The 14,776-nt window shown below is 41.0% G+C and carries 13 protein-coding genes; 4 read left to right on the plus strand and 9 right to left on the minus strand.

What is annotated here, in order from left to right:
• The first annotated feature begins 504 nt into the window (after nt 1-504).
• The 4 genes from BMX21_RS02390 to BMX21_RS02405 all read left to right on the plus strand — a co-directional run bounded on the left by BMX21_RS02390 (nt 505) and on the right by BMX21_RS02405 (nt 3,705).
• Entirely contained in the window at nt 505-1,296 is a 792-nt protein-coding gene (locus BMX21_RS02390; RefSeq protein ID WP_092040917.1) for a hypothetical protein, read from the plus strand.
• Nucleotides 1,297-1,380: 84 nt separating this feature from the next.
• A complete protein-coding gene (locus BMX21_RS02395; protein WP_092040921.1) occupies nt 1,381-2,193 on the plus strand; it encodes a zinc ribbon domain-containing protein in 813 nt (270 codons plus the stop codon).
• Between the two features lie 621 nt (nt 2,194-2,814).
• Nucleotides 2,815-3,177 carry a DUF2971 domain-containing protein gene (locus BMX21_RS02400; protein WP_092040926.1) on the plus strand — a complete coding sequence of 121 codons (363 nt, stop codon included), beginning with the start codon at nt 2,815-2,817 and terminating at the stop codon, nt 3,175-3,177.
• Between the two features lie 36 nt (nt 3,178-3,213).
• Complete coding sequence (locus BMX21_RS02405; RefSeq protein WP_092040930.1) at nt 3,214-3,705, plus strand: hypothetical protein; 492 nt, start codon at nt 3,214-3,216, stop codon at nt 3,703-3,705.
• A gap of 215 nt (nt 3,706-3,920) precedes the next feature.
• Here the strand turns inward: BMX21_RS02405 and carB are convergent, their stop codons facing one another.
• From carB to BMX21_RS02450, 9 genes are all read right to left on the minus strand, one after another.
• Nucleotides 3,921-7,142 carry a carbamoyl-phosphate synthase large subunit gene (carB, locus tag BMX21_RS02410; RefSeq protein WP_092040934.1) on the minus strand — a complete coding sequence of 1,074 codons (3,222 nt, stop codon included), beginning with the start codon at nt 7,140-7,142 and terminating at the stop codon, nt 3,921-3,923.
• 200 nt (nt 7,143-7,342) lie between these two features.
• On the minus strand, nt 7,343-9,490 hold the full coding sequence (locus BMX21_RS02415; RefSeq protein WP_242952852.1) for a DEAD/DEAH box helicase: 2,148 nt from the start codon (nt 9,488-9,490) through the stop codon (nt 7,343-7,345).
• Between the two features lie 170 nt (nt 9,491-9,660).
• Nucleotides 9,661-10,128 carry a CinA family protein gene (locus tag BMX21_RS02420; RefSeq protein ID WP_092040937.1) on the minus strand — a complete coding sequence of 156 codons (468 nt, stop codon included), beginning with the start codon at nt 10,126-10,128 and terminating at the stop codon, nt 9,661-9,663.
• A gap of 176 nt (nt 10,129-10,304) precedes the next feature.
• Nucleotides 10,305-10,859 (minus strand): CDP-diacylglycerol--glycerol-3-phosphate 3-phosphatidyltransferase, encoded by a 555-nt coding sequence (gene pgsA, locus BMX21_RS02425; RefSeq protein ID WP_022752573.1) that lies wholly within the window; start codon nt 10,857-10,859, stop codon nt 10,305-10,307.
• A gap of 95 nt (nt 10,860-10,954) precedes the next feature.
• Nucleotides 10,955-12,313, minus strand: a complete 1,359-nt coding sequence (gene rimO, locus BMX21_RS02430; RefSeq protein ID WP_092040940.1) for a 30S ribosomal protein S12 methylthiotransferase RimO — start codon at nt 12,311-12,313, stop codon at nt 10,955-10,957.
• Between the two features lie 25 nt (nt 12,314-12,338).
• Nucleotides 12,339-12,686: a DNA-directed RNA polymerase subunit omega gene (gene rpoZ / locus BMX21_RS02435; protein WP_022752575.1), complete on the minus strand. Its 348-nt coding sequence runs from the start codon at nt 12,684-12,686 to the stop codon at nt 12,339-12,341.
• A gap of 147 nt (nt 12,687-12,833) precedes the next feature.
• The gene (gmk, locus tag BMX21_RS02440; protein ID WP_092040944.1) at nt 12,834-13,457 is read right to left on the minus strand and encodes a guanylate kinase; all 624 of its coding nucleotides are present in this window, start codon (nt 13,455-13,457) and stop codon (nt 12,834-12,836) included.
• The gene (locus BMX21_RS02445) at nt 13,447-13,707 is read right to left on the minus strand and encodes a DUF370 domain-containing protein (protein WP_022752577.1); all 261 of its coding nucleotides are present in this window, start codon (nt 13,705-13,707) and stop codon (nt 13,447-13,449) included. The genes gmk and BMX21_RS02445 overlap by 11 nt, the downstream gene beginning before the upstream one ends.
• Before the next feature lie 72 nt (nt 13,708-13,779).
• A complete protein-coding gene (locus BMX21_RS02450; RefSeq protein ID WP_022752578.1) occupies nt 13,780-14,667 on the minus strand; it encodes a YicC/YloC family endoribonuclease in 888 nt (295 codons plus the stop codon).
• Nucleotides 14,668-14,776 lie beyond the last annotated feature (109 nt).

Genomic DNA, 14,776 nt, shown 5'->3' on the forward strand with positions numbered 1-14,776 from the left:
TAAGATGAATTAAGGAAGAAAAATCAAGCTTTCTGTTTCTAGAAAAAAACTTGTCAGGATTAATAGAAAACTTTCCTGCATCTTTTGACATGTTAGAAATAATATTAAGTAGCGAATCTTTGACTTGTAGAGCAAATGACATTTTTGAACCTCCTTGAAATTGAAACAATGATTACATTGCTAATTTCAAGGGCCGCTCTAACTACCTCTTAAAAATCAATCAGTAGTTAGAGCGGCCGCATATTTGATTCACTATGTCAACTGTTTTATATAAAAAATGAGTTAGACCCTAAATAAAGAATCTAACTCGTGATGTTAACTAAATGACATTGGGTCTGAACTGTAACGTATTTTAAACGTTTTAACTCTTTACCGATATTTTGTTATTGTATATGTGTATATGCGTATGATAAAATTATTTGTATCAATAGTATAACCATGGGAGTTTTAGTGCAATTCAAGCACCAAGATTCTATGGTTATTTTTTATGGAGGTATTTGCCATATGAAGAAATTTCTTTCGATTGCATATTCCATATTTTTGGTTACATTCTTCTCAAGCACTGCTTACGCAGCTCCTACTGTAATGTCTGATGGCGGAATATTTGATGCTGAATACTATGCCGCCTCTTACCCAGATGTTGCGGCTGTAGTTGGTACTGATAGCGAAAATTTGTATGCCCAATACAATACTTTCGGAAAATACCAAGGATTACTCCCATATGAAGGAGCGGTTAATACCATTACTATTAATTCTGATGATGCTCAAGTTGCATTAGAATTTGCTCAAGCACTTAAACCAAGTGGAGTAACTTTTAATCCTACGGTATTAACAAACGATTCTTCAACAGAAGCTACGTATGCATATGCTAGCGGAGCCGTTGCTTTTATGCAGTATATAAAATCAAATTTTAAAGACCCATATTCAGCTAAAATAAGCGCTCTCGTTGTAACCAAATTTTCAACCACCGTCCAATCACCTGCTTTACAGCCCTACTTTGATAATTGCATTGCAAATTTAGTAAACTTTCATACAGCTAATTATCTCAACATGTATTATTGTATATCTGCGTCAATAAATGCAAAAAATAGCTTTGGCGCTTACACCGGATATAAAACATATATCGGATATTGTAATTCCGATGGTAGTGTCTATAACATAATATGTATTGATAGCGAAGATGATATTTATAGCAATAGTGATATGCCCAATTTTGTTTCATATGTTTATTCGTTATTTGGTTCCACTGTCCTTTACAAATTTACTATTGCGTTAGATTTTTCAAAATATTATTAAAATTCATATTATTTAAGTGAACTGCGCACTAATTTTGCTTAGTGCGCAGTTCACTCGTTCAACTAGTAGACGGAGGAAAGGAAAATGGCACTTATAAACTGTCCTGAATGTGGAAAAGAAATATCAAATCAAGCATTGGCATGCCCGAATTGTGGATATCCTATAAGAGATAATAATACACCAAATACATCAGGTATAAATGTTTCAAGAGAGATTGATCGAATGTATTCTTTGATTGATGATTTTGATCGAAAACCGCCCAAAACCAATGATATATATAAGTCCTTGTCAGATATTCTACCTGTTATCACAAGAGATGTTAATTCTGTTCGAAGAAAAGCATCTGATTGCTCTGATGAAGAAAGAACAATAATCGAGGATAAGATTGCAGCAGTCATTCTTGAAGCCACATCGAGATGTACAGGTTTTGGTAGTTGGATATCACTTAAGGCATATTATGAGTTAGTAGATTTTGACAGTATATCCGAAAAAACAATGAAAGAGATTGCTGATTGGGTTTTTTCTGAACTAACCGATAGTGAAAACGGTCATATAAATATTATTCTATTATGGTATCCGACATATCAAATTATAAATCACGCGTCTGAGTCAATTAAAAAGCCCATTGAGGAATACTTAAATAGCACTGGTAAAATGGAGAATATAACATCTAGCGTGGAACGACATCTCAATGACAGTGTAGCTGTACAAGAAGCAGTGAAAACTGCTTCTATTGTTTCTGCAACTGTCAATGTTTCAAAATGTCCTACATGCGGCTCGATAAACATAACAAAAATATCTAGCCTATCCAGATTTGTCTCAACAGGATTATTTGGTATAGGGAGCAAAAAAATAGGTAAGACCTTTAAATGCTCTAATTGTGGATATATGTGGTAATACATAATACTAACGGAATCATTAAAAAATGCAGACAACTGCATTTCACGTCACCGAGTTTTCGCTTGGTGGCGTCAGTGAATATCGGATTAAAGAGTAAAAACTGATCCAATACGAATAGATCTTTTATTTTTTTATTACATCTCAATATATAATGATTCGTACCTTAATATCATTTTATGACATGATATTTTTCCAGAGAAATGTTATCTATGCTAAGCATCTCTAACATTATTGCAACAGTGCTGCTAGGAACATTTATTCCCTCTTCCCAAGTTTCTACTGTCTTTTTGAAATCACAAAGCATTTTGCAAATATTGCTTGAGAAATACTAGCTTTAAGACGAATATTCTTTATTTCACTTTGCTGTATATTCTTTCAGCGAATTTTGTTCCAACACTAGTTTAAGTGCCTGTGACTTACCATATTTCTATATATCTTCAACTTCTTCACTAAGGCTATTCATATAGCTTTCATTCATTAAGCTCATATCCTATATCTCCTTGTGAGGGAATTTTCATTCTACTGTATATCCATTGTGTATACACTCATCTGCTATAGTACTTTTTTACTTTTGCCGATATACAGATATACAATATGAGGGTTATTGGTGAGACAACTATGAAAAAATCCAAAAATATCGGCTATTATTATTGCTCTCTATCAACATTCTTCAACATTATCAAGAATCACTCAGTTTTTCTCTCAGATCCTTTGCAGATGAACGATACTGACGAGATAACCCGGGTATGTAAACATATGCCCAAATCGGACGATGAGTCACTAAAACATGTCAAAGCTGAGTCTGGAAAAGCCTCTAAATACATCCACGAGCACGGCCAGAATAACATCTTCATCGGAAGCAGCTCAAAGGGTGACGATATCCTCAGCCAGTGGCGCGGATATGGCAATGACAGCAGAGGCGTATCCATAGGCTTTGATCTTCCCCTCATGTGCGAAAGGAATGCAAAACTCACATTATAAGATGTCAGATATAGGACTACACTCAAAAGATCTGACATGCTCAACTGGGCATCAATACTCCATTCTGCAGAAGAAATGGGCCGCTCTGCAAGACATATAGACAATCCGCCTACTCTCTACGCCTGCAATGAAGCTGCCGCCCTTGCAAGTTCCAATGACAACATATCAGACTCCGACCCATACAAACCAATCCTAAACCGCATGCTCCCCGAACTTGCCACCTACAAAAGCGCCTGCTTCAAGGAAGAAATGGAAATGCGCCTTATCTACAAAGAAGACGTGCGCCTCGAACGCCTTATATCCCGCATAAACGGCGATGAACAAAAATACCTAGACTCCGCCCTCTACCACGACTTCCGAACCGTAGCCGCCGAATACGTCATCCTCCCCTTCCACCCCGACGAAATCATAAGCGTCTGCACCGGCCCCAAATGCGGCTGGACAATCGAAGACATCAAAAAATGGCTAGAAGTCTTCTTCCCAAATAATAAGATCAAAGTCACAAAGTCAAAAGCCAGCTACAGATAATCCTAATCGCTTCATAACCTGCGCTCACCCGCCCTTCTCCTGCAAGCATAAGCGCCCCTCCCGCGATACTTACTAACCTAAACTAAAGGCACAATCGTTCCCGCCAAAATAAAATAAGATCCAAAAGCGCCGTCCGGACGAAGTGTAAGGCAAGCTTTTGGATCTTATTTCATTTTGGCAAAAACGACACCCTTTAAGTCAGCACATCTCGCGCATCATCCCACGATGCTTGCATGATACTCCTGCAGTGAGCGCACCGCCGTTCCTTCGCCGAGCTTTTCGGCCCCGATTCCCTCCGCCGAAGCTCTTGCTGCAGCCATTGTGGTGATGTAAGGGATATGATGCTTGATAGCATTCTTACGGATGTAGCTGTCGCTTACATCATCTTTTTTGGTAGTAGGAGTATCTACGATAAGGTCAATCTCACCATTGGTGATAGCATCTACGATATCAGGTCTTCCTTCGAATATCTTATTGATCCTCTTTGCAGGTATACCTGCTTCACTTATCATGGTATAGGTTCTGCCTGTTGCAAGGATGTTAAAACCATCATCATGGAACTTCTGTGCAACCTCTACAAGCTCAGGCTTATCCTTGTCATTAACGCTGATAAGTACGGTTCCTTCTGTAGGAAGCTCCGTCTTAGTTCCTTCCTGAGCTTTGAAGAATGCTCTGCCCCAGTCTTCAGACAGGCCCAGTGCTTCACCTGTAGATCTCATCTCAGGTCCAAGTACAGGGTCTACTTCAGGGAACATGTTGAATGGGAATACTGCCTCTTTTACTCCATAATAAGGAATCTTCCTGTCGCGGAGCCTGCCTACAGGTGACTCGCCGCCAGTTATAGGAAGCGTCATGATATTCGTAGCTTCTCTAACCATATTGATATCGCATACTTTGGATACAAGCGGTACTGTACGGGATGCTCTTGGATTAGCTTCAAGAACATATACCACGCCGTCCTCTATGGCATACTGCATGTTCATAAGGCCTACTACATGCATTTCTTTGGCTATACGTCTTGTATAGTCTTTGATCGTAGCAACGGTCTCATCACTTAGATGCTTAGAAGGAAGTACACAAGCAGAGTCGCCGGAGTGAATACCTGCAAGCTCGATATGTTCCATAACAGCCGGTACGAATACATCTTCACCATCACTTATTGCATCTGCTTCACATTCTGTTGCATGATTAAGGAACCTGTCGATAAGAATAGGTCTATCCGGTGTAACGCCTACTGCCTGAGCCATGTATATATCCATCTGTTCATCGCTGTGAACGACTTCCATACCACGACCACCGAGTACGTACGAAGGACGTACCATAACAGGATATCCGATCCTGCCTGCTATCTCCTTGGCTTCTTCTACATTTGAAGCCATTCCTGACTCTGCCATAGGGATTCCAAGCCTTTCCATCATATCTCTGAAGAGATCTCTGTCTTCAGCCATATCTATGGTTTCAGGACTTGTTCCAAGGATGTTGACACCATTTTTCTTAAGGTCTGATGCCAGATTAAGAGGTGTCTGTCCGCCGAACTGGGCTATAACTCCAATAGGCTTCTCCTTCTTGTAGATACTAAGTACATCTTCAAGTGTAAGAGGCTCGAAGTAGAGCTTATCTGATGTATCATAATCTGTTGATACAGTCTCAGGATTACAGTTGACAATAACTGTTTCGAATCCAAGTTTCTTAAGAGCAAAAGCTGCATGTACACAGCAATAGTCAAATTCAATACCCTGACCTATCCTGTTAGGTCCGCCTCCAAGGATCATAACTTTAGGCTTATCTGTACTTACAGGACTATTATCTTTTATATTATAACTTGAGAAATAGTATGCACTGTCCTTAGTTCCGCTTACATGTACGCCTTCCCAGCCTTCTGTAATGCCGGCGCTTTCACGCGTACTTCTGATATCATCTTCAGATACGTGACATATCTGTGCCAGATACTTATCAGAAAAGCCATCTTTCTTGGCTTTTTCAAGAACTGTAATCTCCGGAACCTTACCATAAGAAGTCTTAATAATCTCCTCTTCTTCCTCAACAAGTTCTTTCATCTGCTCTATAAAATATCTCTTGATCTTAGTAAGTTCATAGAGTCTGTCTATATCAGCGCCCTTTCTGAGAGCTTCGTACATGATAAACTGGCGCTCACTTGTAGGGATGACAAGCATTTTGTAAAGCTCGTCAAGTGTTTTTGTATTAAAGTCTTTTACAAATCCAAGGCCATAGCGGCTCTTTTCAAGTGAACGGATAGCCTTCTGGAAAGCCTCTTTATATGTCTTACCGATGGACATTACTTCACCAACGGCTCTCATCTGCGTTCCAAGATGGTCTTCTACGCCTTTGAACTTCTCGAATGCCCATCTTGCAAACTTGATAACAATATAATCTCCGTCCGGCTTATATTTATCAAGGGTTCCGTACTTGCCACACTCGATGTCATCAAGGTCAAGTCCGCAGGCAAGCATAGCAGAAACAAGAGCAATAGGGAATCCTGTTGCCTTGGATGCAAGTGCTGATGAACGTGATGTACGGGGATTGATCTCTATAACTATGATACGATCTGTCTTGGGATCATGTGCAAACTGGCAGTTACAGCCGCCGATAACCTGAACCTTATCAACGATCTTGTATGCCTGTTCCTGAAGTCTGTCCTGGACTTCCTGGGATATTGTAAGCATGGGGGCAGAGCAAAAAGAATCTCCAGTGTGAACACCCATCGGATCTATATTCTCTATAAAGCATACTGTTATCATCTGGCCTTTGGAGTCTCTTACAACTTCAAGCTCAAGTTCTTCCCAGCCTATAACAGACTCTTCTACAAGCACCTGATGTACCATAGAAGCCTGAAGACCACGTGCACATACTGTCTTTAACTCTTCTACATTGTAAACAAGGCCGCCGCCTGAGCCGCCCATAGTATACGCCGGACGAAGTACTACTGGATATCCAAGTCTTGAAGCTATCTCAACAGCTTCATCAACAGAATATGCAACCTGGCTTCGTGCCATTTCAATTCCAAGTTCGTCCATTGTATTCTTGAACTCAATTCTGTCTTCGCCGCGCTCTATGGCATCGATCTGAACGCCGATTACCTTAACACCATACTTCTCAAGTACGCCTGCCTTTGAAAGTTCAGAAGCAAGATTAAGACCTGACTGGCCGCCGAGATTAGGAAGAAGGGCATCAGGGCGCTCTTTTTCGATAATCTGAGTAAGTCTTTTGACATTAAGAGGCTCGATATAGGTAACATCAGCCGTCTCTGGATCTGTCATGATAGTTGCAGGGTTAGAATTAACAAGGATGATCTCATAGCCCAGCTTTCGAAGAGCTTTACAGGCCTGAGTGCCGGAATAATCGAATTCGCACGCCTGACCTATGATGATCGGACCGGAACCGATGATTAGAATGCGGTGGATATCTTCACGTTTCATGTCTTTGATCTGCCTCCCAAATTTCATTATGATACGTACAATGACCGGATATGGACAAGTCAATATACTCTTTTCAACTATACATACGATAGCATACTGAGAGACATTATAGCAAAATAAATTCAAAAAAACAGGACTAAAATTAATCTGATCAAAAGATTAATTTTAGTCCTGTATGTGATTAATAATGATCTATTCATTTAGTCATTATAGAACTTGCCATCAGCACCCTTGGTCTTGATAGCAACTCTTCCAAAGAAACGCTCCTGGCTTCTTTCTACTTTCATGGAATCCTTACGGGATCCTTTTTTACCTGACTTGTCTGCGTTTCTAAAGGTCCTTGCGCTCTTATCAAAGGACTTGGAATCACGAGATCCCTTGCCTCTTACATCTCTTGCGCTTCTGCCATCGCGGCTGTAGCTCTTGGAAGGCTTGCCATCACGGCCAAATCTTGCGCCTTTGCCATCACGACTTCTTCCTGATCTGCCATCTTTGCCATAACCTAAGCGAGCACCATCACGGCTTCCTCTTCCGTATCCGGAACGTGCGCCGTCGCGGCCTCTTGATCTTCCATCACGACCGCCTCTTCTTCTCTCAGGGATCTTAAGATCTTCTACATCCTTGCCCATCTTGAGTCTCATGAAACCTGCAGCAAGCTGTTCAGCGGTATACTCGCCCTCTTCAACCTTCTGCTGGATAAATGCCATAACAGAATCTACATCGCCGTTTTCAATTACATCTATAACTTCTGCAAATACCTTCTGTGACTTAGCCTTAGTGATATCCTTGGCAGAAGGAACCTTACGCTCTTCGATCTTGGTATGACAGATCTTCTCGATGTCACGGATCTTGTATGTCTCACGACCTGAGCAAAGTGTGAAGCTCTTACCGCTCTTACCGGCTCTTCCTGTACGTCCTATACGGTGAACATAGTATTCAATATCTTCCGGAATATCGAAGTTGAATACACAGTCAACTCCGCTTACATCGATACCTCTTGCTGCAACATCAGTTGCAATAAGGATGTTGATGCGTCCGTTTCTAAAGATATTCATGACCATGTCACGCTGGTTCTGAGACAGGTCACCATGAAGTCCGTCAGCCTGGTATCCTCTGTCTTTGAGCATACTTGCAAGCTGATCTACCATTCTCTTAGTATTAGCGAATATCAGAGATCTCTGTGGCTGATAGTAATCAAGAAGTCTTGTAAGAACCTCAAACTTCATCTCTCTTGGTATTACAAAGTATGACTGCTCGATAGACTTAACAGTGATCTCCTTGGGAGTCATACGGATATACTCAGCATCAGCCTTCTGATACTGTCTTGTTATCTCAAGGATAGGCTTTGGCATGGTAGCTGAGAAAAGAGCTGTCTGGCGATCCTCAGGCATTCCCTTAAGGACTGTCTCGATATCTTCTCTAAAGCCCATGTCAAGCATCTCATCAGCTTCATCAAGTACCAGAGTCTTAACCGCATCCATCTTCATGGTATGACGTCTCATGTGATCCATAACACGTCCGGGTGTTCCTACTACGATCTGAACGCCCTGAGACAGAGCCTTGATCTGACGTACTATATCCTGTCCACCATATACTGCAAGTGTCTTGATACCATGCATATACTTGGCAAAATCTCTAAGATCATCTGCAGCCTGCATAGCAAGCTCTCTTGTAGGGCAGAGGATTACTGCTTGAAGACGCTTGTCATCAGGATTAACATTAGAAAGAACCGGGATTCCGAATGCAGCAGTCTTACCTGTACCTGTCTGAGCCTGACCGATAATATCCTTGCCCTTGAGCATTACAGGGATTGCAGCTGCCTGAATAGGAGACATATATTCAAATCCCATCTCTGATACCGCTCTGATGATACGTTCGTCAAGTTCTGACTCATCATAACGGATGCGGTTATCTTCTTTGTCTTCGCCAACTTCTTCATTTGAAGCTGACTCTTCTAATGTTGATGCATCTTCATTTATATCTGAATATGATGTTGTTTTGGCTGAATCCTCTGCATATGCTACTGTGTCAGATTCAAGTACAACTTCTGATGCTGATGTTTCGTAGTTCTTTGTTTCAAAAATTGTTGTATCTATTGTTGTTACCTTATCTTTCTTTTCTGAATCTTTTTTAAACTTGTCTTTCTTAAACTTATCCTTCTTGAACTTGTCTTTTCTTTCAGACTCTTCAGATGGACGATCTGACTGCGCAAGAATGTCATGGCTCTTTTTCTTAGAACCAAAAATTCCTCTCTTCTTGCTGATCTGACTGTAAACGTCTTCCTCTCTGTGCTTGAACTTCTCATCGCCGAGACCGAATATCTCGAGATCTTCTAAAATATCGCTCATTCCTAAACCTTTCCGGCACTTATGTGCCTTATGCGGTTCCTGGACGCCCTTCAAAATCAATTACAAAACAAAAACAGCAGGCAAGATCTTTAAGGCCTGCTGTTTCAAAAAAGTAATAAAGCTTAGTGCTTTTATTCTTTAAGCATCACTTAAACCACATATAATACTAATTACTGCAGCATCTGCAGCATACCATGAATCGCACGCTGCGCTGCCAATCTGCGTACCTGTCTTCTGTCTCCTTCAAACAGGTGCTTCTCTGTTACGACCATTCCTTTTACATAGAATCCTATGTATACACATCCGACCGGTGCAAGTTCTGTTCCACCACCCGGTCCTGCGATTCCTGTTACAGAGACGGCTACATCCGCATCCGCAATTTGTGCACATCCACGCGCCATGGCCTCTGCGCATTGTGGACTGACCGCAGTAAAATTATCAAGAATATCCTGATCAACTCCAAGCATTTCATGCTTGGCCTCGTCACAATATGTAACAAAGCTTCTTTTAAAAACTTCTGATGAACCGGCGACATCAGTGATCGCCGCAGCTACCATACCGCCTGTACAGGACTCGGCGCATGATATAGCAAGCTTTTTTTGTGCCAGTAGGTGCACTAATAATTCATTTTCGTTCAAAGAGTGTGCCTTTCAACTATTATATAGATATTCGCGAAAACGTCAAGGTATTATCGTAAATAAACCTATGTTGCACGCAATGAAAATAGCTAATGGCTCAAATTGGTGTAGCTAAAGGCACCAATTTGAGAAGTTAATTTCTAATCAACCTTTGAAAATGGAACATTTTCAAACTTTTACATCTGGCCATCCATCACGTTCCAGTTCTTAAGCAGATAATCTACAAGTGAGATAATAGTAAGAGCTACTGCTATCACCGTAATGATCCATGTCAATACGCCATAGATCTGTCCAAAGACGCCAGCCTCACTCCAGGCATAATCCACATCTATGATCATCATAATGACCATGATCATCTGGAATGTTGTCTTGAACTTGCCCCACATACTTGCAGCTATGACTTTGCCCTTCTCAGCAGCAATGAGTCTGAAACCACTTATGATGAACTCTCTGGCAACAATCACTATTACGATCCAAGTCCAGATACGATTCATACCCACAAGGCATATAAGTGCGGATATTACAAGCATCTTATCTGCAAGGGGATCCATAAACTTTCCAAAATCAGTTATAAGGTTATATTTACGGGCAATCTTGCCATCAGCCATATCTGTAAGACTTGCTATTACAAATAATATAAGTGCGATCCATTTAAATCCTGTAAGCATGAATGCTACAAAAAAAGGAATCATGATAACTCGAAGCAACGTAAGTTTGTTAGGTAAATTCATCTTGTCCTCTTTCCGCCTGTTACGGCAAAAAAATAATCTTCTTCATCATCTTTTACTGTCTGTAAATCTCCCAAAGCAAAACAGTAAAATAACCCTCATTCTGCTAATTCACCAATAAGATCATACTCATCAGAACCTGTGATCATTACATCAACAAATTTGCCACTCATAAGATCATAAGGAACATTTTCTATAAAGAGGAAACCGTCTATATCAGGACTGTCCTTATAGGTTCTTGCAACATATGTGTACAGCGGTCTTCCCTGATCATCTGTATCCGGATCTTCATCACCAATCCTGCCTTCTATGATGGCTTTAAGTTTCCTTCCAACCATCTTTCTGGCGCCTTCAAATGCAAACTCCTGCTGCATCTTCATAAGTTTGGTACGACGAGTCTTCTTGGTTCTCTCAGGCACCTGATCTTCCATAGCTGCAGCGACAGTATCCTCTTCAGGTGAATATGTGAAAACACCAAGTCTGTCAAATCTAAGATCAGAGATAAGTTTCATGGTCTGATTGTGATCATCTGCTGTCTCACCGGGGAAACCTGAAATAAGAGTTGTACGAAGGCAGATATCCGGAATCTCAGAGCGAAGCTTCTCAACAATCCTTCTGATATCTGCATTATCAGTACGTCTACCCATCTTACGAAGGATTGCATCACTGCCTGACTGTATAGGCAGGTCAAGATAATGGCAGATCTTAGGCTCTTTCTTCATAACTTCGATAAGCTCATCTGTTATCTCTTCAGGATAGCAGTACATGATACGGATCCATTCGAATCCCTCTATCCTGCAAAGTTTTGTCAAAAGCTCAGGAAGCATCTTTTTGCCATACAGATCTACGCCATATACAGTAGTCTCCTGAGCTACTATGATAAGCTCCTTGATACCGTTATAGGCAAGCTCCTCAGCTTCCTTAATAAGATCTTCCATAGGAACGCTTCTGTAATGTCCACGAACCTTAGGAATGATACAGTATGTACAATTCTTGTTACAGCCCTCAGCGATCTTGAGATAACTATAGGCTGTTCCTGTGGAAAGTATTCTGTTATACGTAACAGGCTTTCTATCGATGCTCTCGAAATAGTTCTGTACCTGTCCTTTTAATACTTCATCCAGAGCTTCTACTATCTTGTCAAAAGCTGTAGTTCCGAGGATACTGTCAACTTCAGGAATCTCCTTCTGGATCTCCTCCTTGTAACGCTGACCAAGGCATCCTGCAACTATCAGTGCACGAAGCTTGCCGCTCTTTCTAAATTCAGCAAGCTCTAAGATAGTATCGATGCTTTCCTGTTTAGCATCATTAATAAAGCAGCAGGTGTTGATTACTGCTGCTTCTGCACTTTGTGCATCATCTGTAAATTCATAACCATGCTCAGCAAGTATACCGAGCATATACTCGGTTTCTACACGGTTTTTCTCGCAACCTAGAGAAATAAATAATATCTTCATAATATGGAAATTATTGCCTTATAAATTACTCTTCTTCTGACTCTTCTGTTTCATTAACAGCTTCATCAAGAGCTGCTGCAGCCTTCTGGCTACCTTCTTCAGCATTCTTCTGCTCTATAAGTTGAGCCATAGCTTCCTTCTCTTCATCTGTAAGGATTGCAAGCTTATCAGCATAAAGTTCCTTAACAGCTGTGCTTAATGGCTTGTCCTTAGGATCAGCATTGATCATAGCTTCGTCGCCAGCTACAAGCTGTCTTGCACGCTTAGCAGTAGCCATAACGATTGAATAACGGCTGCTGATTACAGGCTCTTCGCCTTCTTCTACTCCTTTATTAACTACATTCATGAGATCTACATAAGACGGATGAATCATATTCTTTTTCCTTTCGTAAATGCATATTAACCTAATAATTAATTTTATACCATGCTGTCAAATTTTAACAGCAAAACCAAGCAATTTCAACAAAAATATTATGTCGAGTTTATAAAAAATTCCTTATAACCTTATCTTAATACAATTTTAAGCGAATTGCTGAACCTCATCACGAATCTTGTCGATGAATTCCTGATTCCTTGAAGGAGTATTGTGTGCGCTGTCGATTACCTGATGCATCTTGTCTACACACTCCTGAAGGTCATCATTGACAAGGATGTAGTCATACTCTTCAATGCCCTCTGACTCCTCAGCTGCTCTCTTAAGGCGGCCTCTTATAACTTCATCAGATTCTGTACCACGTCCTCTGAGTCTTTTTTCAAGTTCAGCAGCAGACGGAGGCATTACGAATAATAAAAGTGCATCCGGGTACTGCTTCCTTATCTGTCTTGCGCCCTGGATCTCGATCTCAAGGATCACGTCCTTGCCTTCTTCCATCTGCTTTTCTACAAAGCTCCTGGGTGTTCCGTAATAGTGTCCGCAGTATCCTGCATGTTCTATAAGTCCGTCTTCTTCTATAAGCTTCTCAAATTCATCATCTGTAATGAAGAAGTACTCTCTTCCGTTCTCTTCGCCCGGTCTAGGATCTCTGGTCGTAGCAGAAACAGACAGTGCATAACCGTCATACTTCTTGACCAGTTCCTTCATAAGTGTACCTTTGCCTGTGCCGGAAAAACCTGACACAACTACTAAAAATCCTTTACGTTTCATCTGTATCTTTTCCTATACTTCCTGTTTGTATTCTTGATGCAATCGTCTCCGGCAAAAGGGCCGAGAGAACGACTGTATTATTCTCCATAATAAGGACAGCTTTGGTCTTCCTGCCTGCGCTGGCATCTATGATACGGCCCTCATCCCTGGCTTTCTGGACAAGGCGCTTAACAGGCGCTGCATCAGGAACAACTATACTGATGACCTTATCAACATTAACAATATTACCAAAACCTATATGAGTGAACATATACACCTCTTAATAGCTATGTCCAAAGCTATGATAGCTACCGCTCATCAGCTCCTCGACTAATGTGCTATTTTACTCGATATTCTGAATCTGCTCTCTTATCTTCTCTATCGTAGTCTTGAGCTCGATAGCCTTGTCAGAAACAGCTATATCTGTAGACTTGGAAAGAGTGGTGTTGGCTTCTCTGTTCATCTCCTGAGCAAGGAAGTCAAGCTTTCTGCCGATTCCGTTCTCATCATCGCCTTCTTCCAAAGCACTTCGAACAGCTTCAATGTGGCTTCTGAGTCTTACAAGCTCTTCATCTACACAGATCTTATCTGCAAAAATAGTAACTTCCATAGCAAGCCTGTTCTCGTCTATCTGAGTATCTTCAAGAAGAGCTGCGATCTTCTCACGAAGAGAAGTCTTGTATTCCTCGATGATCTGCGGAGACCTTAGCGTGATGAATTCTACATCCTGCTGCATGATATCAAGCTTCTTGTTAAGGTCTTCCTTGAGGAACTCACCCTCTCTTGATCTTGCAGCTGCAAACTGCTCACACGCCTCATCAAGAGCCTTTTTAAGTGGCTCCCAGAGAGTCTTTTCATCTATCTCCATAGCTTCCATAGTAAGAACATCAGGGAATCTTGCAAGAACTGAAAGTCTTACGTCATTCTGTAATCCAAAATCTTCTGACATCTGTTTCAGGCAGTCCATATATTCAGCAGCAATATCATGATTGTACTGAACTTTGGTATCAGCCTCCGTAAGGTCTTCATAGTTTATAAAAACATCAACCTTACCTCTTTTCATATATAACTTAAGTTCCTTGCGGATGTCTGCTTCAAGTGAATTGAACATCTTGGGCATCTTGATTCCAAGGTCCAGATATCTGTTGTTTACTGATTTAAGTTCTACACTGATACGGCGATTATCGAAGCTGACTTCGCTTCTGCCGAATCCTGTCATACTGCTGACCATAAAAAGCCTCCGAATTAGATTTTGATTTCAATCAAGAAAATACATAGACATAAACATTATAGGACGAAGTCAATATTAGCGTCAACAAGCTACGCGACGCATAAAGTCC

This window comes from Butyrivibrio sp. TB, from assembly GCF_900110805.1.
Taxonomy (GTDB): Bacteria; Bacillota; Clostridia; order Lachnospirales; family Lachnospiraceae; genus Butyrivibrio; species Butyrivibrio fibrisolvens_C.

What these genes read in the sequence shown, in the direction of transcription:
- BMX21_RS02390 (WP_092040917.1), top strand. Translation starts at nt 505, where the DNA reads ATGAAGAAATTTCTTTCGATTGCATATTCCATATTTTTGGTTACATTC.
- BMX21_RS02395 (WP_092040921.1), top strand. Translation starts at nt 1,381, where the DNA reads ATGGCACTTATAAACTGTCCTGAATGTGGAAAAGAAATATCAAATCAA.
- BMX21_RS02400 (WP_092040926.1), top strand. Translation starts at nt 2,815, where the DNA reads ATGAAAAAATCCAAAAATATCGGCTATTATTATTGCTCTCTATCAACA.
- BMX21_RS02405 (WP_092040930.1), top strand. Translation starts at nt 3,214, where the DNA reads ATGCTCAACTGGGCATCAATACTCCATTCTGCAGAAGAAATGGGCCGC.
- carB (WP_092040934.1), bottom strand. Translation starts at nt 7,142, where the DNA reads ATGAAACGTGAAGATATCCACCGCATTCTAATCATCGGTTCCGGTCCG.
- BMX21_RS02415 (WP_242952852.1), bottom strand. Translation starts at nt 9,490, where the DNA reads ATGAGCGATATTTTAGAAGATCTCGAGATATTCGGTCTCGGCGATGAG.
- pgsA (WP_022752573.1), bottom strand. Translation starts at nt 10,859, where the DNA reads ATGAATTTACCTAACAAACTTACGTTGCTTCGAGTTATCATGATTCCT.
- rimO (WP_092040940.1), bottom strand. Translation starts at nt 12,313, where the DNA reads ATGAAGATATTATTTATTTCTCTAGGTTGCGAGAAAAACCGTGTAGAA.
- rpoZ (WP_022752575.1), bottom strand. Translation starts at nt 12,686, where the DNA reads ATGATTCATCCGTCTTATGTAGATCTCATGAATGTAGTTAATAAAGGA.
- gmk (WP_092040944.1), bottom strand. Translation starts at nt 13,457, where the DNA reads ATGAAACGTAAAGGATTTTTAGTAGTTGTGTCAGGTTTTTCCGGCACA.
- BMX21_RS02445 (WP_022752577.1), bottom strand. Translation starts at nt 13,707, where the DNA reads ATGTTCACTCATATAGGTTTTGGTAATATTGTTAATGTTGATAAGGTC.
- BMX21_RS02450 (WP_022752578.1), bottom strand. Translation starts at nt 14,667, where the DNA reads ATGGTCAGCAGTATGACAGGATTCGGCAGAAGCGAAGTCAGCTTCGAT.